Origin of the sequence: Nocardia seriolae NBRC 15557, from assembly GCF_007990715.1 — a bacterium.
Classification (GTDB): domain Bacteria; phylum Actinomycetota; class Actinomycetes; order Mycobacteriales; family Mycobacteriaceae; genus Nocardia; species Nocardia seriolae.
The window spans coordinates 77,836-102,282 of the sequence record NZ_BJWY01000005.1 but is presented as its reverse complement, the minus strand read 5'-3'; the positions used below and the strand labels follow the sequence as shown (position 1 = coordinate 102,282).

Sequence of the window (24,447 nt, the reverse complement as noted above, 5' to 3'; positions counted from 1 at the left end):
GCGGTGTTCAACGCGCGGCCCCCGCCGGGTGGCCGGGCCGGGCGTAGCGGCGCAGCAGCAGTTCGACCAGCGAGACCAGTGCCGTGAGCACCACTCCCAGCAGGGCCGCCGCGATCACCGCGGCATAGAGCCGCGCGGCATTGCCGGTGGACTGCTGGGAGAACACGATGATCTGGCGGCCGATGCCGCCCGCGGTGCCGGTCGAGATCTCGGCCACCACACTGCCGATCACCGCCGCCGCGGCACCGAGTCGCAGCGCGGGCAGCAGGTGCGGCACCGCCGCCGGGAAACGCAGATGCAGCAGCGTCGACCACCATCCGGCGGCGCAGCTGTGCAGCAACTCCACCGAAGCCCGTGCCGGAGCCTGCAATCCGCGCAGGGTGCCGATCGCGACCGGGAAGAACACCAGGTAGGACGCGATCACCACGATGCTCATCCACGGCTGCCAGGGCTGCCCGCCGATATTGATCTTCCCGCCCCACCCGGCCACCAGCGGAGCCAGCGCGATCAGCGGAACGGTCTGGGAGACAATGACATACGGCAGCAGTCCGCGCTCGACGAAGGCGAATCGCTGCATGAGCACCGCCAGCGCGATGCCCACCACCGTCCCCAATCCCAGTGCCAGCAGGGCGAGTTCGAGGGTGAATCCCGCCGTCCGCGCCAGCGTCGCCCCGACGGTGCCCTTCCCGTCCCGCTCCCCCAGCACGGTCAGCACCGCCCAGGCGTGCGGCAGTGCCGCGTCGGTGGTGCGCGGCAGCACCCGCTGGTTCCCGATGCTCACCCCGTTGGCCGGGACCAGCGCCTTCACCAGTTCCCACACGCCGATCACCAGAACGAACGCCGCGATCGGGTACAGCAGCCGCCACCCGGGCATCCCTCGCCAGTGGAATCGGCGTGCCGCCGCACCTGCCTGTGGCCCAGCGTCTTCCGCGGCCCCGGCCACCGTCGGGGCCGTCATCGCACACCTCTCACGAGCCGGTCACCGTCGCTTCGATCGGGTGGGCCAGGCGGGGCAGCACGGATTCGCCGTAGGCCTCGAGGGTCGAGGTCTTGGCGTCGTGCTGGAGGTAGACGGCGAACTGGTCGACGCCCATGGCCTCGAGTTCGCGCAGGCGGGTCAGGTGGTCGTCGGGGGTGCCGAGCAGGCAGAAGCGGTCCACGATCTCGTCCGGGACGAATTCGGCGTGGGTGTTCCCGGCGCGGCCGTGCTCGTTGTAGTCGTAGCCGCGGCGGCCCGCGATGTAGTCGGTGAGCGCCTTGGGAACGTCGGAGTCCGAGCCGTAGCGGGCGACGATGTCTGCGACATGGTTGCCGACCATGCCACCGAACCAACGGCATTGCTCGCGAGCGTGTTCGAGCGCGCCGATGGTGCCGTCGGTGATGTAGGCCGGGGCGGCCACGCAGATGCTGACCGCGCCCGGGTCGCGGCCGGCGCGCTCGGCGGCGGCGCGCACGCGGGCGATGGTCCAGGCGGTGATGTCCGGGTCGGCGAGTTGCAGGATGAAGCCGTCGGCGACCTCACCGGTGAGATCCAGTGCGCGCGGCCCGTATCCGGCCACCCACACCGGCAGCCGCGAGGCGGCTGCCCACGGGAAGCGCACGGTGGTGTCACCCACCTTCGCGCTGCGGCCGTTGCCCAATTCCTGGATGACGGCAATGGATTCGCGCAGAGTCGCCAGGTTGGCGGGCCGCCCGCCCAGGGTGCGGACGGCCGAGTCGCCCCGGCCGATGCCGCAGATGGTGCGGTTGCCGAACATGTCGTTGAGGGTCGCGAAGGTGGAGGCGGTGACCGTCCAGTCCCGGGTGGACGGGTTGGTCACCATCGGCCCCACCACGACTTTCCTTGTCGCGGCCAGGATTTGGCTGTAGATGACGTAGGGCTCCTGCCACAGCAGGTGCGAGTCGAATGTCCACACGTGCGAGAACCCGTGCGTCTCCGCGATTCTCGCCAGTTCCACCACCCGGGACGCGGGCGGCGTGCACTGCAGCACCACACCGATATCCATGCGGCACTCTCCCCTCGTTGTCCGGATGTGTCAGATGAGGTTCTGGGACAGCCCGCGTTTGAGGAACCGGCCGTGGCCGGCGCTGCCCAGGTACTGCCCGGCGTCGACGATGACCCGCCCGCGTGAGAGCACGGTGTCGACGTGGCCGGCGATCTCGAAGCCCTCGTAGGCCGAGTGATCCATGTTCATGTGATGGGTCTTGCCCAGCCCGATGCTGGTGTGGCCGTTGGGGTCGTAGATGACCACGTCGGCGTCCGCGCCCGGGCTGATGATGCCCTTGCGCGGGTACATCCCGAACATGCGCGCCGGTGCGGTGCAGCACACCTCCACCCATTTCTCGAGGGAGATGCGGCCGTCCTCGACGCCCTGGAACATCAGGTCCATGCGATGCTCGACCCCGCCGATACCGTTGGGGATCTTGCTGAAATCGCCGAGCCCGAGTTCCTTCTGGTCCTTCATGCAGAACGGGCAGTGGTCGGTGGCCACACTGGTGACGTCGCCGGTGCGGATGTAGCGCCACAGCTCGTCCTGATGCCCTTCGGCGCGGGCCCGCAGCGGCGTCGAGCACACCCATTTCGCGCCCTCGAAACCCGGTGCGCCCAGGTTCTCCTCGAGCGACAGGTAGAGGTACTGCGGGCAGGTCTCGCCGAAGACGTTCTGTCCCTTGCCTCGTGCCTGCGCGATCTGCTCGAGGGCCTGCTTGGCCGAGACGTGCACGATGTAGAGCGGGGCACCGGTCAGCTGCGCGAGCATGATCGCGCGGTGGGTGGCCTCTTCCTCCATCTGCCACGGCCGCGTGACGCCGTGGTAGTAGGGCGCGGTCTCACCGCGTGAAATCGCCTGCTCCACAAGCACATCGATGGCGATTCCGTTCTCGGCGTGCATCATCAGCACCGCCCCGAGATCGCCCGCGGTCTGCATGGCGCGCAGGATCTGGCCGTCGTCGGAGTAGAAGACGCCCGGGTAGGCCATGAACAGTTTGAAGCTGGTGACGCCCTCGGACACCAATTCGCTCATGCCCTTGAGGGATTCGGCGTCCACCGATCCGACGATCTGATGGAAGCCGGAGTCGATCGCGCACTTCCCGGCGGCCTTCTCGTGCCACAGGGCGAGGCTGTCCTGCACCCGCTCCCCCGGCTTCTGCACCGCGAAGTCCACGATGGTGGTGGTGCCGCCCCAGGCGGCCGCGCGGGTGCCGGTCTCGAAGGTGTCGCTGGCCTCGGTGCCGCCGAAGGGCAGCTGCATGTGGGTGTGGCCGTCGACGCCGCCCGGGATCACGTACTTGCCGGTGGCGTCGATGACCGTGTCGGCGGTGGCGGCGAGGTCACTGCCGAGCGCGGTGGATCCCGGTTGCACCACGGCCGCAATGGTTTCGCCGTCGATCAGGACGTCGAGTGGCTGAGATCCATTGGCGGACACCACGATTCCGCCGTGAATGAACGCAGTGCTCACGGCTCGACCAGCTTCCCGTAGGCATCCGGCCGCCGGTCCCGGTAGAAGGCCCACCGGTCGCGCACCACCTTGATCAGGTCCATGTCCAGATCCCGCACCACCAGCTCGGGCGCGGTGTCGGAGGCGACCTCACCCACGAACTTGCCCTCCGGGTCCACGAAGTAGCTGGTCCCGTAGAAATCGTCGTCCCCGTACTCCTCGATCCCCACCCGGTTGATGGCCCCGATGTAGTACTCGTTGGCCACCGCCGAGGCGGGCTGCTCCAGCTTCCACAGATAGCTCGACAGCCCCCGCGAGGTGGCCGAGGGATTGAACACGATCTCGGCCCCCGCCAGCCCCAGCGCGCGCCAGCCCTCCGGGAAATGCCGGTCGTAGCAGATGTAGACCCCGACCTTGCCGACCGCGGTGTCGAACACCGGCCACCCGAGGTTGCCCGGCCGGAAGTAGAACTTCTCCCAGAACCCGTTGACGTGCGGAATGTGATGCTTGCGGTACTTCCCCAGGTACGTCCCATCGGCATCGATCACCGCCGCGGTGTTGTACAGCAGACCGGGCTGCTCCTGCTCGTACACCGGCAGCACCATCACCATGCCCAACTCGCGCGCCAGCGCCGCGAACCGCTCGGTGGTGGGCCCCGGCACCGACTCCGCGTAGTCATAGAACTTCGTGTCCTGCAACTGGCAGAAATACGGCCCGTAGAACAGCTCCTGAAAACAGATCACCTTGGCCCCGGCCGCAGCCGCCTGCCGCGCATAGTCCTCATGCGCCTTGATCATGGACTCTTTATCGCCGGTCCAGTTCGTCTGCACCAGCGCCGCTCGAACAATCGCCATGCCTTGTGATACTGCACCTGAATCGAATCCGCTTGTGTTACAAGTTGATGGAAACAGTTTCGTGACCGTAAATCCTCCGGCTCCCCCCTCGGAGCCCTCCGACCTGGCACGCAGAATCGCACTGTGACAACCGAACTCGGACCATCGCACGCGCCCGGGAACGATGACACCGCGGGCGCAACCTCCGACCCCGGCGCGACAGACACCGCCGCCGCGCTGGTGGCCGACGCCCACGACCGCACCGCCGCCGGTATCGCCGCCGCGGTCAGCCACCGGATCCGCTCCGGCGCGCTGGCCCCCGGCACCCGGCTGCCCACCGTGCGCGAGGTCGCCCGCGAATTGAAGGTCTCCCCCGCCACCGTCAACCAGGCCTGGCGGGCCCTGGCCGCCGCGGGCGCCATCATCGCGCGCGGCCGCGCGGGCACCTTCGTCGAGCAGACCCCGCACCCGCCGCACAGCCCGGCCGTCGGCCGCTATCAGCGCCTGCATCCCCAGACCGACAGCACCTTCCGCATCGACCTGTCGCGCGGCACGCCCGACCCGGCCCTGCTCCCCGACCTGACCGCCGCCCTGCGCGCCCTGGGCGACGACGGCCGCATCGACGATCTCTCGGCCACCTACCTCGGCGACGCCGTCCTCCCGGAACTCGAGGCCGCCGTCCGCGCCGACTGGCCCGCCCGCGCCGAACGCTTCACCGTGCTCGACGGCGCACTCGACGCCATCGACCGGCTGCTGACCGCCCACATCCGTCTCGGCGACCCGGTGGCGGTCGAGAATCCCTGCTTCCCGCCGTTCCTGGACATGCTGGCCCAACTCGGCGCCCGCCCGATACCCGTCGACCTCGACGAATCCGGCATGCGCCCCGACAGCCTGGCCACCTGCCTGTCCACCCGTCACCCGGTCCTGGTGCTGCTGCAACCCCGCGCCCAGAACCCCACCGGCGCCTCACTTTCCGCGCGCCGCGTCCGCGAACTGGCCGACTTCCTGGCCGACGCGGCCGTGATCGCGGGCGGCACCCCGATCATCGTCGAGGACGACCACAGCTCCGGCATCACCCACACCCCCCTCCGTTCCCTGGCCACCCGCCTCCCCACCCGCACCGTCCACATCCGCTCCTACTCCAAATCCCACGGCGCCGACCTCCGCCTGGCCGCCGTCGGCGGCCCCGCGAACCTCCTCGACCCCGTCATCGAACGCCGCATGCTGGGCCCCGGCTGGTCCAGCCACCTCCTCCAACGCGTCCTGCTCCACATGCTCACCGACGACACCGCCCACGCCACCGTCACCACCGCCCGCACCACCTACCGCACCCGCTCCGAAGCCCTCCGAAAATCCCTCTCCCACCACAACATCCACCTCCCCCTCGGCGACGGCATCAACCTCTGGTTCCCGGTGGCCGACGAAAGCGCCGCCATGATCTCCCTGGCCGCCGCCGGCATCAAAGCCGCCCCGGGCACCCCCTTCGAAGTCACCGACCACCCCCGCACCGACCACCTCCGCCTCACCGTCGCCGCCCTGCCCGACGCCGAAATCCCGGACGTGGCACGCCATCTCGCCACCGCCGCGACGGCCGCACCCACCTACCGCCGCATCCGGCGTGGCTGACGCCGCTCCCACCCAGCGCGGGGGCGAGGCGCTGAGGGGCCGCCATGGTATTTGTCGTGCACATCCGCTATCGGCCACTCACCACTGCCAGCCCCAGGTGACCACGGTCCAGGTCTGCAGGGTGAACGGGAGATCGCAGTTGGCCTGGGAATGGGTTGGGCCCCAGGCCACATTGCCCCAGCGGTCGTAGCTGGACCACCAGTTCCACCACGACCAGCAGGTGATGTGGACCTGATGCCAGACCCCGAGGCCGCACTGGGAGTATGCGCTGGTGCCCCAGACCGGGGTCACCGAGCAGTATCCCGGCGGCTGGGCCTGTGCCGTCTGCGCCCCCATCAGGCCCCCGGAGGCGACCAATGTCGCCGCGGCAATCCCGACCATCGTGCGCTTCATCGCGTTCATGACAACCTCCACTGGGCGTGGGGCTCGATTCGCCCCGACCCGTGCAGGTCCCACGCAGATTTCCGACTCCGATGACCGCCGGGCGGCAGCCATTCCTTGTGTGATGCCCATCACTGCAACCGCACGGTCCGTTACAGTCGCGCCGAGCCCGCCGATGCCCCCACCGATGATCGACATCGAACGACGTTCCAAGGAGGGGTACATGCGCACCATCACCCGAAGCGTCACCCGAGTGGCCACCGCCGCCGCCATCGCCACCGCGGCCCTCGCGGTCACCACGGGCACCGCGGCCGCCGACGAATGGCCCGTCCAGCAACCCAACAGCCCGATCTACGTTTTCGAGGCGCACGACTTCCTCACCCCGTCGGATCTCGACTACTGGAACCCCCTCGTGGACCGCTCCCGCCTGACCTCCCCCTTCGGGAACAGCACCCGCATCGTCTGCACCGGCTTCCACGGCGTCACCACCAGCTGCTTCCAGGCCGACGCCGACGGCAACCCCCACCAGCTCAAGGCCCTCCCGATGAACTTCCCCAACTTCACCGGCTACGTCGCCCCCGGCGGCGGCGTGAAGCACTGGGTCTACCCGGGGTTCGTCCCCGGAAGCTGATCCGAATACGAGAGAGCCCGCCTCTCGAGGGAGGCGGGCTCTTCGGCTTCTTTCAGAACAGCACCGTCGGCTTACAGGTACTGGCCGGTGTTCGACTCGGTGTCGATGGCGCGGCTGGCGCTGGCGTTCTTGCCCGTCACCAGGGTGCGGATGTAGACGATGCGCTCGCCCTTCTTGCCCGAGATGCGAGCCCAGTCATCGGGATTCGTGGTGTTGGGCAGGTCCTCGTTCTCGGAGAACTCGTCCACGATCGAATCGTAGAGATGCTGGATGCTCAGGCCCGGGTTGCCGGTCTCGAGGACGGACTTGATGGCGTACTTCTTGGCCCGGTCCACGATGTTCTGGATCATGGCGCCGGAGTTGAAGTCCTTGAAGTACAGGACTTCCTTGTCACCGTTGGCGTAGGTGACCTCCAGGAAGCGGTTGTCCTCGCTCTCGGCGTACATGCGGTCCACCACGCGTTCGATGGTGGCCTGCACGCACTTGCTGCGATCGCCGTCGAACTCCTCGAGGTCCTCGGAGCGCAGCGGCAGGGTGTCGGTCAGGTACTTGGAGAAGATGTCCTGTGCCGCTTCGGCGTCGGGCCGCTCGATCTTGATCTTCACGTCCAGGCGGCCGGGCCGCAGGATCGCGGGGTCGATCATGTCCTCGCGGTTGGAGGCGCCGATCACGATCACGTTCTCCAGGCCCTCGACACCGTCGATCTCCGAGAGCAGCTGCGGCACAACGGTGGTCTCCACATCGGAGGAGACACCCGAACCGCGGGTGCGGAAGATCGAGTCCATCTCGTCGAAGAACACGATCACCGGGGTGCCCTCGGACGCCTTCTCGCGAGCCCGCTGGAAGATGATCCGAATGTGGCGCTCGGTCTCACCCACGAACTTGTTGAGCAGCTCGGGACCCTTGATGTTGAGGAAGAACGACTTGGCTTCCTTGGCATCCTCACCGCGCGCCTCGGCGATCTTCTTGGCGAGGGAGTTGGCAACGGCCTTGGCGATCAACGTCTTACCGCAACCGGGCGGACCGTAGAGCAGCACACCCTTGGGCGGGCGCAGCGCGTACTCGCGGAACAGCTCCTTGTGCAGGAACGGCAATTCGACGGCGTCACGGATCTGCTCGATCTGGCGCGAGAGGCCACCGATGTCGTGGTAATCCACGTCCGGCACCTCCTCGAGGACCAGGTCCTCGACCTCGGCCTTGGGAATCCGCTCGAAGGCGAACCCGGCCTTGGTGTCGACCAGCAGCGAATCGCCCGGCCGCAGTTTGCGAATCGGCCGATCCGGATCCTCCAGATCGTCCACGTCGACCAGCGCGGACAGCGGCCCGGACAACCAGACCACCCGCTCCTCGTCGGCGTGCCCGACCACCAGCGCACGGCGCCCGTCGTCGAGAATCTCACGCAGCGTGCCGATCTCACCGATGGAGTCGAAACCGCCCGCCTCGACCACGGTCAGCGCCTCGTTGAGACGCACGGTCTGCCCGTAGTGGAGGGTGGTGGTGTCGATGTTCGGCGAACACGTCAGCCGCATCTTGCGTCCGGAAGTCAACACATCGACCGTCTGATCGTCGTACACGCCGATGAGGACGCCGTAGCCCGAGGGTGGCTGGCCGAGGCGGTCCACTTCCTCACGGAGAGCGACCAGTTGCTGGCGCGCTTCCTTCAAGGTGTCCATCAGTTTGGTGTTGCGAATCGTGAGCGAATCGACGCGCGCTTCCAATTCCCGTGTGCGATCCGGCGTGTCGGCGAGTTGCCTCCGGAGTGCAGCGGCCTCGGCGCGTACTGCCTCGAGTTCCCTCCAGGCCGCCGAGTCCGAATGTTCGATGGGGCTCATGATGCTGCTCCTCCCAGTCCCGGTCTATCAACGCTACCGGGCTCTAACCGTTCCCGCTTTCCGACATGGTTTCGTCGTGATCACATCTAGGCTGCGGCCGACCTGCCCGGCAGGCATGTTAGCCTGCCCTAACCTGTTTCCGGCGAGTTAATTGCCGGCCGAGCCGAAAGGTGCCGTTGATGCTCCTTCCCACCAGTCGTACTCCTGGTATGCGCAACGTCACGCGGACGCTTCGTGTTTCCGGGCGCACCCTCCGTGTTTCCGTGGCTACCGTCGCGGCCCTCGCGGCCGTTACGGCAACTCTGACCGGATGCAGCTCCGACGACAAGGGTTCTACGTCCTCGAATTCGGCCACGTCGACGGTCGCCGCCGCGCCCGCGCCGACCGCGGAATCCCTGCAGAGCGTCCTCACGGCCTTCGCCGACCCGGCCGAACCGGCTGCCGACAAGGCCAAACTAGTCGTCGACGGCGACAAGCGTCTCGGAAACATCGACACCATGAACCAGGGTCTGGCGCACTACCAGGTCGGGTTCACCGTCGGTGAAATCAAGCAGGACGGGACCAAGGCCGATGCCAAGGTGTCGGTGACCTCGCCGCACGGCACCATGCCGGACGTCCCGATGACATTCCAGTACAGCGATCGCGCGTGGAAGCTCTCCGACGCTGGTGCCTGCACCATCCTCGGCATGGCCCGCGCCGCCTGCCAGTAGGAAATTCTCTCGATTCACGAAAGGCTCGACCGTTCATGCTCGCTCGCTCCATCCGTCTGTCTCTGGCCGTCGCCGCGGCCGTCGCCGCGCTCACCTCGGGTGCGGGCCTGGCCGCCGCCGACACCGCCGCACCCTCCGCCGAGGAGTTGCAGTCCACCCTGACCCGCTTCACCGACCCGTCGGTTCCGGCCGCCGACAAGGCGAACCTCATGGTCAACGGCGGCGCGCGCACGGCCAATATCGACAAGATGAACCACGGCCTGGCCAATTACGGCACCATCGGCTGGACGGTCTCGGGCGTGGCGGCCAACGGCGACAAGGCCGATGCCTCGGTCGCCATCTCCTCCCCGCACGGCACCATGCCGGGCGTGCCCATGAGCTGGCAGCACACCGACGCGGGCTGGCAGCTCTCGGAGGGCACCGCGTGCACCATCCTGGCGATGGGCAAGGCGCCCTGCTGATCGGGCGGAAACGCTTCACGCCGACCTGAATACATGAGTCCGCCCCCGTCACGAGGTGACGGGGGCGGACTCGTTGATCGGCGAAATATATCTTTCGCCAGGGGTTTTCGGCGGGCGTCAGCCCTTGGAGGGGCGGCGCTGCGGCTTGGGGGCGGTGACGCCGTCGGCGAGGCGGCGGGCCTTGACCAGGAAGGCGGTGTGGCCCTGCATGCGGTGTTCGGGGCGCACGGCCAGGCCGACCACGTGCCAGGGGCGGACCATGGATTCCCAGGCGGTGGGCTCGGTCCAGCAGCCCTGGCGGCGCAGGGCTTCGACCACTTCGGAGAGCTGGGTGGTGGTGGCCACGTAGGCGAGGAAGACGCCGCCGGGGATGATCGCCTTGGCGACAGCCTCGAGGGCGTCCCAGGGCTTGAGCATGTCCAGGACCACGCGGTCGACCTGCTCGCCGGAGTATTCCGCCACGTCACCGAGGGTGAGTTCCCAGTTGGCCGGACGTTCGCCGAAGAAGCGCTCGACATTCTTGACGGCGTGCTCGGCGTGGTCCTCGCGGATCTCCCAGGAGATGACCTTGCCCTCGGGGCCGACCGCGCGCAGCAGCGAGCAGGTCAGCGCGCCCGAACCCGCGCCTGCTTCCAGGACCTTGGCGCCGGGGAACATGTCGCCTTCGTGGACGATCTGGGCCGAGTCCTTGGGGTAGATCACCGCCGCGCCGCGCGGCATGGACAGCACGTAGTCGGTGAGCAGGGGCCGCAGGGCCAGGTAGGGCGTGCCCTTGGCGGAGTTCACCACGCAGCCCTCGTCGGCGCCGATGAGGTCGTCGTGGTTGATGTGGCCGGCGTGGGTGTGGAACTCCTTGCCCGCCTCCAGGATCACCGTGAACTTGCGCCCCTTGGCGTCGGTCAGCTGTACCCGGTCACCGATCTGGAAAGGGCCGGTCCGTCTGGCAGTCATGAATCTCCGTTCTGCGTGTCGTCGCGATGTCGTGCGTCGCTGATCTATTGCTGCTGTTATTGCTGCCGTGAATGGCACGCACCTTGTCGGTGCCTGCGTTTAGCCTGCCAGGTATGTCGGTTGACGTGATCGCTACCCCTGAGACAGAGCGGTTCGGCCCGCGCGGGCCCGCGCTGTCCCCTTCGCGGGCAATCGATTTCAAGCAGTGTCCGTTGAAGTATCGGTTGCGGGTCATCGATCAGATACCCGAGCCGCCCTCGAAGGCCGCCGTGCGCGGCACCGTGGTGCACGCGGTGCTCGAGGCCCTGTTCGGCCTGCCCGCCACCGAGCGGGATGTCGAAGCCGCCACCGCGCTCATCGCCCCCGCGTGGGCCGGGGTGCGCGAGTCCCGGCCCGAGGTCGAGGGGTTGATCCCGGACACGGACCTCGACGACTTCCTCGCCGAGGTCCGCAAGCTGGTGGGCGTCTACTTCCGGCTCGAGGATCCGAGCGGTTTCGAACCGGAGTCGTGCGAGACCTTCATCGAGGCCGAGCTGCCCGACGGGACGCCCCTGCGCGGGATCGTGGACCGCCTCGACCGCTCGGCCGAGGGCGAACTGCACGTCATCGACTACAAGACCGGCCGCGCCCCGGGCCTGGCGTACGAGACCAAGGCGCTGTTCCAGCTGAAGTTCTACGCCCTGGTCCTGCTGCGCACCCAGGGTGTCGCACCGGCCGAGTTGAAGCTCATGTATCTGGCCGACGGGGTGACCCTGACCTACAAGCCCGATCCCGAGGAGCTGTTGCGCTTCGAGCGGATCCTGTCGGCTGCGCTTCGAGCGGATCCTGTCGGCGCTGTGGGCGGCCATCGTCACCGCCGCCGAGACGGGCGAGTTCCCGCCCAGTCCGGGCTGGATGTGCCAGTACTGCGATTTCAAGCGACTATGCCCCGAATTCGGCGGCACGCCACCGCCTTTCCCGTCCGGGCCGGACGAATCCGAGCCCGTCGCACCCTGAGACCGGATGCGCCCGCCCAGGCCGGGCGGGCGCGATTCGATCAGAACGCGCGGCAGGAGCGGATGTCGGTGGCCAGGATGGCCTTGGCACCGAGGTCGGCGAGCTGGTCCATGAGCTCGTTGCCGTTCTTGCGCGGCACCAGCGCGCGCACGGCGACCCATTCGGGATCGGTGAGCGGGGCGATGGTCGGCGACTCCAGACCGGGGGTGATCTTGACGGCCTCTTCGAGGAGCGCCTTGGGGCAGTCGTAGTCCAGCATCAGGTACTGCTGGGCGAAGACCACGCCCTGGATGCGGGCGACCAGCTGGTTGCGGGCCTTGTCGCGCTGGTCGGCGCCCTTGGCCTCGATCAGCACGCCCTCCGAGGAGCACAGCGACTCGCCGAAGGCGACCAGGTTGTGCTGGCGCAGGGTGCGCCCGGAGCCGACCACGTCGGCGATGGCGTCGGCGACGCCGAGCTGGATGGAGATCTCGACCGCGCCGTCGAGGCGGATCACCTCGGCCTCGATGCCGCGCGCCTTCAGGTCCTGCAGCACCAGATTCGGGTAGGAGGTGGCGATGCGCTTGTCGTAGAGGTCCTCGACCTTCCATTCGCGCCCGGCCGGGGCGGCGTAGCGGAAGCTGGAGCGGCCGAAGCCGAGCGCGAGCCGTTCCTGCACGGGCGCACCGGAATCCAGCGCCAGGTCGCGGCCGGTGATGCCCAGGTCGAGCTCGCCGGAGCCGACGTAGATGGCGATGTCCTTGGGCCGCAGGAAGTAGAACTCGACCTGGTTGGCCGGGTCCAGCACGCTCAGCTCACGGGAATCGGTGCGCTTGCGGTAGCCCGCCTCGGACAGGATGGCGACGGCGGATTCGGACAGGGCGCCCTTGTTGGGGACGGCGACGCGAAGCATGGGAGGTCCTTTCGGAACGGAAGGGGAAGACGTGGACGACAGGGGGACGGGCGGACGGCGCGCCGCACGTTCGTGGGGCGCGCCGGGCACATCACAGATGTCGGTACACGTCCTCGAGCCGCAGCCCGCGGCCCACCATCAGCACCTGCACCCAGTAGAGCAGCTGCGAGATCTCCTCGGAGAGTTCCTCATCGCTCTGGTACTCGGCCGCGATCCAGACCTCGCCGGCTTCCTCGAGCACCTTCTTGCCCTGCGCATGCACGCCGGCGTCCAGGGCGGCGACGGTGCCCGACCCCTCGGGGCGGTTGGCGGCACGATCCTGCAGCTCGGCGAACAGGGCTTCGAAAGATTTCACGGGGAGTGATTCTTTCAGACGGGCGCACACTCCCCGCAATCGGTTATACGGTGAGCAGTTCGGCGAGTTCGGCCACCGCCCCGCGCAGCTGTTCGGCGAAGTCGTACATCTGCTGCGCGACGTGCTTGGGTGTGGCCAGGTAGAGGTTCCAGCGGTCGGGCAGCAGCACATAGGCGATGCCGATGCACTTGGGGCTGGTGGAGCCGAAACCGAAGAACTGGATGTTCACCGAGGGCGCGGAGCTGGTGGACAGGTAGTCGTCACGACTGATGGTCCAGCCGGGGCTGTCGTAGAAGGCCATCGGCGCGGTCGCGCCCAGCGCCTCGCCGCGCCGGCGCTGGATCCACTGCAGCTCCCACAGGTGCTGTTCGGGGGCCTCGCCGCGCTGGCATTCCTGGGCGCGGCGCACATGTGCCTCGGCGGCGGTGCGGGCGGCCACCAGCTTGCGGTCCCGGTCGATTTCCGGATCCTCCATGGCGGCAACGAAATCCAGCATCTCCTGGGTGATGACGCGCATGGCCTCGGTGCGCCCGTTGCGGAAGCCGCGGGTGGCGATGGATTCGTAGGTCGCGCCGTTGAGTCCCTTGCTGCGCCGGTGCGCGAGCTGGTAGCTCAGCTGGGCGAAGGCGTCCGGGGAGATGCCCAGGCTCTTGGCGCGCTTGGTGCCGAAGTCGAACGACACCGTGGTGGTGGCGTTGTCGGCGGCGTACTGCGCGAAAGAGGCCGCGGCGGAGGCGATCTCGGATCGGGATTCGGGTCCCAGGGTGAACTCGACAGGCTCGGTGGCGGGCAGTCCCTGCGGCTGCGCGCCGGACTGTTCGGCGTGCGCGGCGACCGGTGCTTCGAGGAGGGTGTCGACGAAGGACAGGATGGTGGTGCCGTCGAGCCCGCAGTGCTCTACATTGATGCCCGCCGCGCCGTCGGCGAAGACGATGAACGACACCGCCTTGTCGAACCAGCGGTTGCCGCTGTCGCCGTGCAGCAGTTGGTCGCAGGCGTGCAGGGTGTCGCGAGGGGCGAAGTCCTCCAGGCAGATACAGAACAGCGCCGTCTCGATGGTGTCGAAGGCGGCGGCATTGGCGGGCCGCAGTCCGGCGTAGATCGGGGCCCAATCCGCGCGCGCGAGCGAAGTCAGGTGTCCGGGCGAGGCATTGGTGGAGGCGCGCCGCGCTCCGGCCTTCATGACGGCGTGCAGCCCGCCCACGAGATCCTCGGGGGTGTAGGGGATGCCATTGGGCCCGATGACATCCATCCGGAACATGTTGCCGCGGTAGAAGACCACGATGTGCCGGGCATTCGAGTGCCCCGGCCATTCCGGGCTGTAGGGCACCCGCACGGTGTCCTGGAGCGCGCCGGGAATGCGGGTCTCGGAGAACAGGAACTTGTTCTGCGCCATATTGAGTCGCTGCCCGCGCTGGGTGGCGGGCGGAATCTCCCCTTTGTCCAGACGCAGCTTGTAGTTGACGGCCGCGGTGATCAGGGCGGCGGCCCGCTCGCTCTGGTCGGCGGTGGTCGAGGCCGCCAGCACGGTGTCGTCGCGGAAGAGGAAGAAGAAGTTGGCGTTCAACGCGATTCGGTCGCGTCGGCCCAGGTAGCGGGACGGCCAGAATTCGTCGAGCCAGCTGCCCACGCCCGGAGTCGCGTCGAACCGTTCCAGGTCGGCGTGCAGGGTGCGGGCGGGGCTGTCGGGGCGCAGCAGGTCCTCGACGGTGGCCGCGGTGGCGGCGTACTGGTCGGAGGTCAGCAGCGGTGCGCACCAGTGCAGGAATCGGGTGCAGCTCTCCTCCAGCGTGGGCAGCGGGACGCGGGGCAGCTGCTCGTCGTATGCGAAGGTGCTGTCGCTCAAGGGGTGTCCTCGGTGTCGATGGGTCAGGGGCAGCCTGGCATTTTGCACACGGATAACCGCCCCCCGTGCGGTTCCCGCCCCCATTCTTGCCACCGAACCGGTCGGCGCGCCAGGAATTCGGGCGAATCCCGGATCGCCGGGAAGCGAGGTGCTTTACTGCGCTACAACAGTTTTCATGCGAGCCACTCGCCCTTGGACCCGGGTTGGCACAGTGTCTTCAGCCGCAGCGTCACCTCGTCGCCGGACAGATAGGCTCCGGTCTGCTCGAAGCCGCCGATGGTGTGGGTGTCGTAGTCGCCGTACCCGATGCGCAGGAAATCGTCGCCGCTGATGCCGTGCAGGGTCCAGTCGAAGGCGACGCGCGCCCGCGCGACGAAGGTGCGCAGCGCACCCAGGTGATAGCCGCGTGCCACGAATTGGGCGGGGACACCGCGCAATCCGATCTTCAGCGGGCGGGCCAGGGCGTCCTTGCCGCCCAGATCCACCACCAGTCCGAGGTCCGGGTGCCGATACGGCTCGACCCGGCCGCCGCGCAGGGCGGCGAGCAGATTCCTGGCCATGTGCTTGCCCTGGCGCATGGCGTGCTGCGCGGTGGGCGGGCACACCTTGCCCACCCCGGCGGCCCGATCCGGGACCGCGGCCGTGTCGCCGAGCGCCCAGACCCCGCGCAATCCCGGCACGCTGAGATCGGCCTGGACGACGATCCGCCCGCGATCGGTCTCCGCGCCCAGATGCCCGGCCAGCGGGCTGGGCGCGACACCGGCCGTCCACAGCACCGTGCGTGAGGGGATGCACCGTCCGTTGGTGAGGGTGACACCGTGCGCGCTGACCTCCTGCGCCGACGCGCCCGAGATGAGCTCGATGCCGCTGGCGGCCAGGATCTTCTTCGCGTCCGCGCCCAGGCGTTCCCCGAGTTCGGGCATGATCCGGTCGCCGTGGGTGACCAGATGCCAGCGCACCATGCCCGATTCGGTCGGCGGGAAGTAGCGGCGGGCGGCCGCGCGGCAGACCTTGTTGAGCACCGCGGTGGTCTCGGTGCCCGCGTAGCCCGCGCCGATGGTGACGAAGTTCAGGCGTTCCCGGTCGACGTCCTCCTCGCCGCCCACCGCGGCCACGTCGAGCTGGCGCAGCACGTGGTCGCGCAGGTACATGGCCTCGGACAGGGTCTTCATGCCGAATCCGTGCTCGCGCAGGCCGGGGACGTCCTGGATGCGGGTGATGCTGCCAGGCACCAGGACCAGGTGGTCGAACTCGAAGGCGTATTCCTCACCGGAGTGCCGTCGCACGATGACGTGCCTGGTCTTCGGGTCGACGCCGACGGCCAGGCCGGGCAGGATCTCGGTGCGGCGCAGTATCCGCCGCAGCGAGACCGACACCGAGCGCGGATTGAGCGTGCCCGAGGCGACCTGCGGCAGCAGCGGCAGATACAGCAGCCCGGCGTCGGGGGTGACCAATTGGATGAACGCCTCGTCAGGCTTCAGGCGGCGCTCCAGATAGCGGGCGCACTCGACACCCGCGAAACCACCGCCGACGATTACGATCTTCGCTGGTGCCACCGATTCACCGTAACAATCGCCCGGCGGTTTCAGGTGGATCCGGGAATTCGTTCCGATATTGGTGGTGCTCAGTGCTCGGCGGCCGTGCCCGATTTCGGGCGGGAAATGTAGAGCTGCGCGTAGAGCCAGCCGTCCGATTCACAGTCGGCGGTGTCGATTCCGCTGTCGGCCAGCGTATTCAGCACCCGCGCCTGTTCGTCGGCCGAGGCGAAGCGGCGCTGCCGGTACACCCCGGGCGCGCGTTCGGTGTGATAGCCCAGTGCGGCGAGGTGGGCGGCGATGGGTTCGAAGGCGAACATGCGCAGCACGAAATGCGCCATCCACGGCAGTTTCCCGCCGTGTGCGCGGGCCACCCGCAGCAGGGTGCGTTCGGAGATGTAGCCGACGCAGCCGGTGGAGACGGCCAGATCCGCCCCGGCCAGGACGCGGCGCTGGGCCTCGGTGGGGTCGGCAGATTCCAGGTCGGCGTGCACGGTGTCCTGGAGGAATCCGGCGGCACGCGCGTAGTCGAGGGCAGGGCGGGAGGCGTCCATTCCGATGAATCGGACACCGGGTAATCGGTCCCGGCCGCCGAGTAGTTCGCGGTCGCGATCGATGAGTTTCGCGGTGTCGCCGCCACCGCGGTAGTGCTCGGCCAATTCGGCCATGCCGGTGTCCAGGCGCAGCAGGGCCGCGTTCACGCCGTAGGAGCAGCCGATATCGAGCACGGCGGGCGCGCCGATCCCGGTGGCGGACCGATACTCGGCGAGCAACCGCTGAATGTGCGGTTTAGCCAATTCCGGTATCTGATAGTCCAATTCGGCCATCCGCGCGTAATACTCGCGCGGATCGGGCCGTTCGTAGATGTCGTCGAACGACGCTTTCCCGGTGGAACTGTGCAACGAAACCGGCACGCGCTGGTCCCCTCTCAGTCGAGCAGTGAATCTCTGTCCGGCAGTGAATCTCTCAGTCCAGCAGCGAGTCGCCGCGAACCTCGCCGACCGCCAGGTGGTCCGCCGTCACCCGCCCGAACAGCTGCCGGGTCCGCTCGGCCGTGCCGATCAGCCCCGGCGTATCGCTGTAGGCGAATATCGCCGAATGCCGTTGCACCGTCCCGCCAACGGGCGCGACCCGATGCAACGAAAACCTCCCCTGGAACAGCTGCAGATCCCCCGGCCGCAACTCGAGCCGCCGGACGAAGCGCTCCCCGTGCCCGTTGAGCACCGCGTTCACATCCGCGAAGTGCTCCGCCACCCGCGACCGGATGTTCGGGCAATACTCGAACACCCCACCGCATTCCGGCTCCTGGGTGAGCATGGAGACGGTGAACTCGTTGGTATCGAAGTGCCAAGGATGCGACATCCCGGGCGCCACCACATTGAGGCACAACCCCGCCAGCGGATCGGTATACACGTGTAACTCCGCCAGCCCGAAGCAATCCGCCACAAACCGCTGAAACCGCTCGTCCACATACAGCCGATGAATCAGCGCGTCCACGGGTATGAGATCCCTTGCCACAAAGGCGTTCCCCCGCCGCAACACGATCCGCCCCGGATGGTCCACCGGCAGATCCGCGTCCAGCGGAATGTTGTAGGCGTTGACATTCTCCACGGTGTAGTACGCATGCGGAGCCAGCCCGACCCCTTCACTCCGCAAGGTACTCAACAACTCCGGCCGAACGAACCCCCGCAACACGCAGCAACCGTCCGCCGCGAGCGCCGCCCGCGCCTCCCCCACGACCGCGTCCCACCGCTCACTCCCCGGCGAATCCAGGGGATATCGACCGATATCCACGCCCGGCGCGGACTCCACTCCGGCCCCCTCGGATTCGCACGCGTCTGCCCAACCCCCAACCGCAACCATGCCGCCCATTGTTGCCGCCCGGCCAGCCGACACGCCCGGGATATCACCCGATTGTGAATACTCACTTTTCCTGTGCCCCAGGATTTTTGATGCGGCATCGATCGCGTCGATTTCGCGATAAAATGCCGAGTCCGGTCCCACCGCGACTCAGGAAGGCCCGACCGTGGCCGACGACGAGCCCGGCACCTCACGGCTGCCGTGGTTGCAGAAGTCCTGGAAATGGGCGGTCGCCGCGACCGGCCTCCCCGGGCTGTACGCCACCTGGCTGCACGATTTCGCGGCCCAGCACCCGCTGCGGGCCGGTGTGCTGTTGCTCGCATACTGGGCGGCCATCACCACGGCCGGATTCGTCTGGAAGGCCGCCAAAGACCCCATCGACCAAGCCCGCCAGGGCATTGCGCACCGGCTGACCCTCACCACCGGAAACATCCTGTTCCGCCCCGGACGCCGATACCGTAAGCACTTGCTCACGACCCTCGATCGCATCGGCAGTACCGGAGCCTTCGACCTCGAATCGAACCGGCCCTATTTCGACGACGTCTACGTCAGCGTCGAACTCGCGCGCAGCAGTCCCGACGCCGTGCCCTCCGATATTCTCGCCGAGGGCCACCGCCCACGCGTCGAACGACGGATCACCGAATTGCTGGGCCCCGACAGCACCGGATTCAGCGTGGTGCTCGGCGCGGCCGGATTCGGCAAAACGACACTGTCCCAACACCTCGTGCGCGAACTCGCCCGCACCCGCCGGTTCCCGCCCCGCCGCGCCGGGCGCGGCCGCCCGCCCGCCGGACGCGGCCGTGTCCCCATCCTGATCCCCTTGTCGCAGTGGGCCTCCCGCGTCGCCGCGGACCCACCGGTGAGTTTGCCGGAAGTCGCCACGGCGGGCCTGGCCGACCCGGACAGCCCGATGGCCTGGCTCCGCTCCCGGCTGGACGCAGGACGCTGCGTCATCGTCGCCGACGGCCTGGACGAGATTCCCGAGGTGGACACACGCACGGCGGTCATCGCTTGGCTCATCGCCGCGCGAATCGGCCGCTCCGCAATCAATTCCGTCATCCTGACCTCGAGACCGGATTCCTACCGCAGTACACCCGTCACCGCTACGCCGGTGGACGTGGCCCACATCCGCAAGCTCTCGCCGCAGCTCACCGACCACTTCATCGACGCGCGGTTCCGCGCGTTCGCGCTGGCCGACCACGGCTTTCACGCCCGGCTGTTCGCACAGCAGATCCGGGCGCCAGCGCTCACCGTGCTGACCGTCAATCCGCTGCTGCTCACCCTGATGATCACGCTGTACCGCGCCACCCTGGATCGAACGAGCTTGCCGGTTCTGCCCACCAATCGCGTCGAGGTGTACCGACGGGTCTTCGATCTGCTCGTTCGCCGCCGAGTAACCTCGAACATGGAAGCCGAGCAGAAATTCGACTTCCTGCGCCGCACGGCCCTGACCATGATGATCGCGCGGGTCACTCGAATCGCGATCGCCGATATCGGCTCACCTGGGGAGGCCGGTCCCGGCAACCGGCGCGCACTGGTCGACGCCCTGAAGTCCGACGGCCTGGTGACCGAACCGGTACCGGGCACACTTGCATTCACCCACAAGACGTTTCAGGAGTATCTGGCCGCGGTCCACATTCATAAGCAAGGACTGGCGCGGATTCTGCTCGACCAGGTGGCGTCGGAAGGCGACTGGTGGCGGGAGACGATCCTGTTGTTCAGCGGACTGGGCCCCTACGACGGTCGCGCAGCCGCGGAGCCGATCATCGAGACCTGTCTGCGACACCGAACCTCGGCCACGGCGCTGTCGACCGCGCTCGCGGTCAACGATCAGGGCAGAGACATCCCGGAATTCCTAGCATTTCGCCTATTCCAGACGGTGGACGACGCCGCCGACGCCGAAGCCGACACCCGATTTCGCCGGACGGTCGCACGCGCCTTGCTCGACAATCATCTCAATCGCCCGGTGGCCCAACCGATTACTGCCCGCATCCATCGCCTCTTCGTGTTGGATCACGGTGGCGATCCGGTGCCCGACGCCCCATATCCGAACGATTTGGGACAGCCCGCATATGGGATACGAGCGGCCGACGCGGTGGATATCGTGGCCTGGGTCAACAATTTGGTGGACTCCGCCACCTACCGCCTGCCCACGATAGCCGAGATGACCGAGCTCGACTCCCCCACGGAGCGCTCCCCCGGCGGCCGGAATCCGGAGGTGCGAACAATTTGGATCCATTCCGATTCAGGACTTCCCCAAAGGTTGCGAAAGTCGCTGTCGAACCTGGAGGTGGACACGGTCCAGAGCAGCCCGCTCACGACCACACTCGAGCGGATGCTGCACACCGAAGATCCCGGGTACTACGTACGCCACCACCCCGAACTCGGGGGGCTGCTCGACATCTACCCCGAGCTCCAACCGCTGGGTGAGATCGATCTCGCACTAACCGAGACGATCGCGGCGGCACTCGGGCCCCGATGGGACGGATTGGGGACATCTCGGAGGCAACCAACCAGAGCCGCTTCTCTCACCAGCGTTCTTGCGACGGCCATCGCAGCGGATCCCGGACGGATCCCGCCCGATCCGGCCGAAACTGGTCATGTGCTTGTCGAATTGGCTGCCCGCCTACCTCGGACCGACGAACCACTACTCCTCGATCTATACGACCTTGTCAACGAATTCGGTTTGTCGATGTTCGCCGATGCTATGTCCCGACTGTTCGCTGCTGATTCGTCGACCGACAATTCGCGCACCGACACCTGGCACGAGGCTTTCCTCCGACGCGCCCGAGTCGACGACCCCGATTTCCCCCTCCAACTTGCCTTCGCGGTTGTCGGATCAGCCTCAATCGAACCTGGCCAGCGTGCGAGAGCGGTTACTGCGCTCCGTATCCTGGCAGCAGTCCACTCGGACCCGAACCAATGGTCCACTCGCAAGTTACCATCGATACCCGCCGATCTTCTCGGTCTCTGGGACGGTATGAAGGCAGCCAATCCCGGGCGTAGTGGAGCCAAGGCACCGCTGGTAGAGCAACTCACCGACCTCGCGAAGTCGCTGGCCACGCGAGTTTTCCGCCGCTTCCCGGCCCCGATCGAGGGCGAAGCTGCGCGCCTGCGCGATATCGCACTGCTGCTCGCCCCGCGTTGCAGTCGCGAGCCCGAGCTTTTCACCCGTTGGATCGATCTCGCCACAGCGGCCGAGGACGTCCGCCGCCGATTCGGCGACCGCCATGCACCGGACGAGATGGTCGTCCTCGTCCCGGATGAGTGAGCACGACAGTTCATTTCACTTGCGCTACAACCTGATTCGGGAGTGTTGACAACGGTCCGGTACCGGGTACACCGGTAGTGAGAGGACCGCGTATGAGTAGTCGGCAATCGTGGGAGACCATTACTCGGGCGTTGAATCGGGTGTCCGGGCCGGGGAGACGCGGGTCCGAGTGGACCACGTACTTGTGTCCGGTGCATGAGAGCGATGGCCGGCGGCATCGGCCTTCGCTGGGGGTGGTGTACAACCTGCAGCGGCAGCGGACTGTGATCAGGTGTTTTGCCGGGTGTTCGGATGAGGATGTGCTCGATCGGCTCGGGCTGCGGGTGCGGGATCTGTTCGATGGGCAGCGGCCGCAGCAGGCGGCGGTGACGCGGGCGAACGCTGAGCCGGGGGTGGCGGATCGGGCGATATTGGCCGCGGGGCTGGCTCTTTCGGTGCACAAGCGGGACTTCGGGCCCGCGATCGGGAGGTCGCGACGGGTAGCGGCCTATATCTATCGGTGGCCGGATGGGAGTGCGGCCGGATGTGTGTTCCGGGTGCGGACGCTCCACCGGCAGGGGTATGTCAAGACGTTCTATCGGCAGCGTCGAACCGAAACCGGTTGGGAGTTGGGTGGATTCGGTCGTTTGCCGTTCCATCTGCCGGAGGTGATCGAGGCAGTGCGGGATGGGCGGGACATCTTCGTGTGCGAGGGTGAGGCGGACGTGCTCACCGCCACGCACGCGGGGCTCACGGCCACCTGTAATGCGGGCGGGGCGAACGCGTGGCACGCCGAGCACGCGGAGTGGCTGCGGGGCGCGCACCGGGTATGGGTGGTGGCCGATCGGGATGCGCCGGGATATCGGCATGCGGCCAAAGTGGCGGAGTCGCTGAAGGATTCGGTCGACGAGTTGCGGGTGGTGCAGGCGCGGGACGGGAAGGATCTCACCGATCATTGCAATGCGGGGCATCAGATCTCGGAGCTGGATCCGGTTCCAGTGCTCGACGAGCATTATCGCCGGATGTGAATCAGCGCAGCATCATTGAGACGGATCGGCGCAGAATTCACTCGATCCGCCGATCAACCGGTATCGACCTCTCAGGCTGTGCGGCCCAGCTCGGTAGCGGTGTGGTCGAGCTCAGCCGCGGCGCGGGAGAGCTCCGCCGCGATGCGGGACAGTTGCGCGACCGGACTGCCCTCGTGCGCGACCTGCACGAGGTCACGCTCGATCAATGAACGCAGGTAGGCCGACACAGACATGCCGAGGTTGACAGCCCGGTTTCCGGCGCGGCGGTACATGTCGTCGGTCATCTTCACCGAGCGCGGCTTGAGCGCAGCGTCGACGTCCTGGCCGACCACTACGGGCAAATCGACCGGCTCGTCGGTGAATACCAGCCGATCCAGCAGGTTGTCGACTTCTTCAGGTGTGGTGGGATCGTTGAAGTCACTCATCGGTGTCCTCCCATTTCTCGAACTCGTTGAGCCGGTCACCGCTCAATGCCCGTCCCGCGACCAGATAAAGGTCGCTTCCAGCGATGCGCGCCAGGATCTCCACGGGGCTCCCGCTTGCAGTGCGCATCCACATGACAACGTACTGACTATCGGTGGAACGCAGCCACACGCGTTGCTGCCCGGCGAGCCAATCGAGGAGGGCGTCGACGACATCGTCGATATCCACTCCTGCAACGCCGAGCAGGTAAGCGAAGCGGTAGTGCCAATCAATAGCCACCCCTCGAGAATACCCGGTATTACCGCCGAGGTAAGCCGGGTTCCAGACCTGCAACCAATTCACCTTGACGAGAGCAAGGATGGGCCGGGCAGGGGCGGTGTTTGAATCAAGACGAGACTGCGCGCTGGTAGCGGGTGATCAGGGTGCGTAGGGCAGCTACCAGGTCCGGGGAGTCGATGATGTCGAAGTCGGCATCGAGGAGGCCCAGGTAGAGGGCGAGCATTTCGGGGTGGTCGGAGCCGGGGGTGAAGGCGCAGCGGTGCTGGTCCAGTTCTTCGATGTCGATGGGGACCGGGATGCGGGCGCGGACGTGGGCTGCGGGGGCGTGGACTATGACGCGGGCGCGGAAGCGCCAGGGGGCCTGGGCGATTCCGCGTTCGACGAAGGCGGCGATGTCGCGGTCGGGTGGGAGGGGGCGAGGTGTGAAGCGTGGGCCGGCCGGGGTGCGCGGGTCCATGCGGTCGACACGGAAGGTGCGCCAGTCGGTGCGGTCCAGATCCCAGGTCAGCAGATACCAGCGCTGGTTGTGGTTGACGAGGCGATAGGGCTCGACCGAGCGCCTGGATGATGATCCGGTGTGAGTCGCGTAATCGAAACGCAGGCGTTCATGGTCGCGGCACGCGGCGGCGATGGTGGTCAGCATGTCGGGACTCACCCGCGGACCGCGCATCGGAACCGGCAGCGCGTGCTGGAAGGCGCTGACCCGGTGCCGCAGCCGCGACGGCAGGATCTGCTGGAGTTTGGTCAGTGCGCGCAGGGAGGTCTCCTCGATGCCGAGGATGGAACCGCTTGCGGCGGTGCGCAATCCGATCGCCACCGCGACGGCTTCGTCGTCGTCGAGCAGTAGTGGCGGCAGCGCGCCGCCGGTGCCGAGACGGTAGCCGCCGTCCACGCCGGGGCGGGCCTCGACCGGGTAGCCGAGTTCCCGCAGCCGATCCATGTCCTTGCGGATGGTGCGCGCGGTGACCTCGAGCCGGGCGGCCAGTTCGGGTCCGGTCCAGTCGCGGCGCGATTGCAGCAGCGACAGCAGGCGCAGCAGGCGGGCGGAGGTTTCCAGCATTGCTCGATGGTATTCCGGAATCGCGGAACGAACCGTTCCGCAATGGCTCCTACCGTGGGTA

The 24,447-nt window shown here is 67.5% G+C and carries 23 protein-coding genes and 1 pseudogene; 7 read left to right on the top strand and 17 right to left on the bottom strand.

The annotated features are described in order from the left end of the window. Positions 1-7 precede the first annotated feature (7 nt). The 4 genes from NS2_RS02730 to NS2_RS02715 all read right to left on the bottom strand — a co-directional run bounded on the left by NS2_RS02730 (position 8) and on the right by NS2_RS02715 (position 4,291). Positions 8-874 carry an ABC transporter permease gene (locus tag NS2_RS02730; RefSeq protein ID WP_033085378.1) on the bottom strand — a complete coding sequence of 289 codons (867 nt, stop codon included), beginning with the start codon at positions 872-874 and terminating at the stop codon, positions 8-10. A 94-nt stretch (positions 875-968) separates the two neighbouring features. Further along, the gene (locus NS2_RS02725; protein ID WP_033085379.1) at positions 969-2,006 is read right to left on the bottom strand and encodes a TIGR03842 family LLM class F420-dependent oxidoreductase; all 1,038 of its coding nucleotides are present in this window, start codon (positions 2,004-2,006) and stop codon (positions 969-971) included. A 30-nt stretch (positions 2,007-2,036) separates the two neighbouring features. Further along, complete coding sequence (gene hydA, locus NS2_RS02720; protein WP_033085380.1) at positions 2,037-3,458, bottom strand: dihydropyrimidinase; 1,422 nt, start codon at positions 3,456-3,458, stop codon at positions 2,037-2,039. Further along, positions 3,455-4,291, bottom strand: a complete 837-nt coding sequence (locus tag NS2_RS02715; protein WP_033085381.1) for a nitrilase-related carbon-nitrogen hydrolase — start codon at positions 4,289-4,291, stop codon at positions 3,455-3,457. The genes hydA and NS2_RS02715 overlap by 4 nt, the downstream gene beginning before the upstream one ends. A 123-nt stretch (positions 4,292-4,414) precedes the next feature. Here NS2_RS02715 and NS2_RS02710 point away from each other — a divergent pair, with 123 nt between their 5' ends. Beyond that, the gene (locus NS2_RS02710; RefSeq protein WP_231993032.1) at positions 4,415-5,896 is read left to right on the top strand and encodes an aminotransferase class I/II-fold pyridoxal phosphate-dependent enzyme; all 1,482 of its coding nucleotides are present in this window, start codon (positions 4,415-4,417) and stop codon (positions 5,894-5,896) included. 78 nt (positions 5,897-5,974) lie between these two features. Here NS2_RS02710 and NS2_RS02705 read toward each other — a convergent pair whose 3' ends face one another. After that, on the bottom strand, positions 5,975-6,298 hold the full coding sequence (locus NS2_RS02705) for a hypothetical protein (RefSeq protein WP_033085382.1): 324 nt from the start codon (positions 6,296-6,298) through the stop codon (positions 5,975-5,977). A 202-nt stretch (positions 6,299-6,500) separates the two neighbouring features. On the opposite strand from NS2_RS02705, the gene NS2_RS02700 reads away from it, so the two are divergent. Then, positions 6,501-6,908: a hypothetical protein gene (locus NS2_RS02700; protein WP_033085438.1), complete on the top strand. Its 408-nt coding sequence runs from the start codon at positions 6,501-6,503 to the stop codon at positions 6,906-6,908. A 71-nt stretch (positions 6,909-6,979) separates the two neighbouring features. Here NS2_RS02700 and arc read toward each other — a convergent pair whose 3' ends face one another. After that, entirely contained in the window at positions 6,980-8,740 is a 1,761-nt protein-coding gene (arc, locus tag NS2_RS02695) for a proteasome ATPase (RefSeq protein WP_033085383.1), read from the bottom strand. Positions 8,741-9,003: 263 nt separating this feature from the next. Here arc and NS2_RS02690 point away from each other — a divergent pair, with 263 nt between their 5' ends. Next, complete coding sequence (locus NS2_RS02690) at positions 9,004-9,450, top strand: WKL family lipoprotein (RefSeq protein ID WP_033085384.1); 447 nt, start codon at positions 9,004-9,006, stop codon at positions 9,448-9,450. Positions 9,451-9,485: 35 nt separating this feature from the next. Next, the gene (locus NS2_RS02685; protein WP_033085385.1) at positions 9,486-9,911 is read left to right on the top strand and encodes an MTB12 C-terminal domain-containing protein; all 426 of its coding nucleotides are present in this window, start codon (positions 9,486-9,488) and stop codon (positions 9,909-9,911) included. Positions 9,912-10,028: 117 nt separating this feature from the next. On the opposite strand, the gene NS2_RS02680 is transcribed toward NS2_RS02685, so the two are convergent. Next, positions 10,029-10,862 (bottom strand): tRNA (adenine-N1)-methyltransferase, encoded by an 834-nt coding sequence (locus NS2_RS02680; protein ID WP_033085386.1) that lies wholly within the window; start codon positions 10,860-10,862, stop codon positions 10,029-10,031. A 71-nt stretch (positions 10,863-10,933) separates the two neighbouring features. On the opposite strand from NS2_RS02680, the pseudogene NS2_RS37105 reads away from it, so the two are divergent. After that, a pseudogene (locus NS2_RS37105) lies at positions 10,934-11,542 on the top strand (RecB family exonuclease); the annotation flags it as partial. 356 nt (positions 11,543-11,898) lie between these two features. On the opposite strand, the gene hisG reads toward NS2_RS37105, so the two are convergent. The 7 genes from hisG to NS2_RS35765 all read right to left on the bottom strand — a co-directional run bounded on the left by hisG (position 11,899) and on the right by NS2_RS35765 (position 18,724). After that, positions 11,899-12,750 (bottom strand): ATP phosphoribosyltransferase, encoded by an 852-nt coding sequence (gene hisG, locus NS2_RS02670; RefSeq protein WP_033085387.1) that lies wholly within the window; start codon positions 12,748-12,750, stop codon positions 11,899-11,901. Between the two features lie 91 nt (positions 12,751-12,841). Continuing rightward, on the bottom strand, positions 12,842-13,105 hold the full coding sequence (locus tag NS2_RS02665) for a phosphoribosyl-ATP diphosphatase (protein WP_033085388.1): 264 nt from the start codon (positions 13,103-13,105) through the stop codon (positions 12,842-12,844). Between the two features lie 43 nt (positions 13,106-13,148). Continuing rightward, positions 13,149-14,951 (bottom strand): choline/carnitine O-acyltransferase, encoded by a 1,803-nt coding sequence (locus NS2_RS02660; protein ID WP_033085389.1) that lies wholly within the window; start codon positions 14,949-14,951, stop codon positions 13,149-13,151. A 173-nt stretch (positions 14,952-15,124) separates the two neighbouring features. Further along, complete coding sequence (locus NS2_RS02655) at positions 15,125-16,507, bottom strand: NAD(P)/FAD-dependent oxidoreductase (protein WP_045436065.1); 1,383 nt, start codon at positions 16,505-16,507, stop codon at positions 15,125-15,127. A 68-nt stretch (positions 16,508-16,575) separates the two neighbouring features. After that, positions 16,576-17,400, bottom strand: a complete 825-nt coding sequence (locus NS2_RS02650) for a class I SAM-dependent methyltransferase (protein ID WP_033085390.1) — start codon at positions 17,398-17,400, stop codon at positions 16,576-16,578. 52 nt (positions 17,401-17,452) lie between these two features. Continuing rightward, positions 17,453-18,490: a HalD/BesD family halogenase gene (locus NS2_RS02645; protein WP_228102774.1), complete on the bottom strand. Its 1,038-nt coding sequence runs from the start codon at positions 18,488-18,490 to the stop codon at positions 17,453-17,455. Between the two features lie 6 nt (positions 18,491-18,496). Next, positions 18,497-18,724, bottom strand: coding sequence for a hypothetical protein (locus NS2_RS35765; RefSeq protein ID WP_161789495.1), 228 nt, complete (start codon positions 18,722-18,724; stop codon positions 18,497-18,499). Between the two features lie 295 nt (positions 18,725-19,019). Between NS2_RS35765 and NS2_RS02640 the strand changes: the two genes are divergently transcribed. Beyond that, positions 19,020-21,617: an NACHT domain-containing protein gene (locus NS2_RS02640; protein WP_183121204.1), complete on the top strand. Its 2,598-nt coding sequence runs from the start codon at positions 19,020-19,022 to the stop codon at positions 21,615-21,617. Positions 21,618-21,916: 299 nt separating this feature from the next. Beyond that, entirely contained in the window at positions 21,917-22,624 is a 708-nt protein-coding gene (locus NS2_RS02635) for a toprim domain-containing protein (RefSeq protein WP_052085948.1), read from the top strand. A gap of 71 nt (positions 22,625-22,695) precedes the next feature. Here NS2_RS02635 and NS2_RS02630 read toward each other — a convergent pair whose 3' ends face one another. From NS2_RS02630 to NS2_RS02620, 3 genes are read right to left on the bottom strand one after another with little or no spacing between them, the layout of a single operon-like run. Then, a complete protein-coding gene (locus tag NS2_RS02630) occupies positions 22,696-23,049 on the bottom strand; it encodes a hypothetical protein (RefSeq protein ID WP_033085392.1) in 354 nt (117 codons plus the stop codon). Further along, on the bottom strand, positions 23,042-23,380 hold the full coding sequence (locus tag NS2_RS02625; RefSeq protein ID WP_143161344.1) for a hypothetical protein: 339 nt from the start codon (positions 23,378-23,380) through the stop codon (positions 23,042-23,044). The genes NS2_RS02630 and NS2_RS02625 overlap by 8 nt, the downstream gene beginning before the upstream one ends. A 52-nt stretch (positions 23,381-23,432) precedes the next feature. After that, the gene (locus tag NS2_RS02620; RefSeq protein WP_033085394.1) at positions 23,433-24,386 is read right to left on the bottom strand and encodes a helix-turn-helix transcriptional regulator; all 954 of its coding nucleotides are present in this window, start codon (positions 24,384-24,386) and stop codon (positions 23,433-23,435) included. Positions 24,387-24,447: the final 61 nt, after the last annotated feature.

Bases quoted from the DNA above. Each gene is read 5' to 3' on its own strand.
- NS2_RS02730 (WP_033085378.1), bottom strand. From the start codon at position 874: ATGCCCGGGTGGCGGCTGCTGTACCCGATCGCGGCGTTCGTTCTGGTG.
- NS2_RS02725 (WP_033085379.1), bottom strand. From the start codon at position 2,006: ATGGATATCGGTGTGGTGCTGCAGTGCACGCCGCCCGCGTCCCGGGTG.
- NS2_RS02715 (WP_033085381.1), bottom strand. From the start codon at position 4,291: ATGGCGATTGTTCGAGCGGCGCTGGTGCAGACGAACTGGACCGGCGAT.
- NS2_RS02705 (WP_033085382.1), bottom strand. From the start codon at position 6,298: ATGAACGCGATGAAGCGCACGATGGTCGGGATTGCCGCGGCGACATTG.
- NS2_RS02700 (WP_033085438.1), top strand. From the start codon at position 6,501: ATGCGCACCATCACCCGAAGCGTCACCCGAGTGGCCACCGCCGCCGCC.
- arc (WP_033085383.1), bottom strand. From the start codon at position 8,740: ATGAGCCCCATCGAACATTCGGACTCGGCGGCCTGGAGGGAACTCGAG.
- NS2_RS02685 (WP_033085385.1), top strand. From the start codon at position 9,486: ATGCTCGCTCGCTCCATCCGTCTGTCTCTGGCCGTCGCCGCGGCCGTC.
- NS2_RS02680 (WP_033085386.1), bottom strand. From the start codon at position 10,862: ATGACTGCCAGACGGACCGGCCCTTTCCAGATCGGTGACCGGGTACAG.
- hisG (WP_033085387.1), bottom strand. From the start codon at position 12,750: ATGCTTCGCGTCGCCGTCCCCAACAAGGGCGCCCTGTCCGAATCCGCC.
- NS2_RS35765 (WP_161789495.1), bottom strand. From the start codon at position 18,724: ATGGGGTCTTTGGCGGCCTTCCAGACGAATCCGGCCGTGGTGATGGCC.
- NS2_RS02630 (WP_033085392.1), bottom strand. From the start codon at position 23,049: ATGAGTGACTTCAACGATCCCACCACACCTGAAGAAGTCGACAACCTG.
- NS2_RS02620 (WP_033085394.1), bottom strand. From the start codon at position 24,386: ATGCTGGAAACCTCCGCCCGCCTGCTGCGCCTGCTGTCGCTGCTGCAA.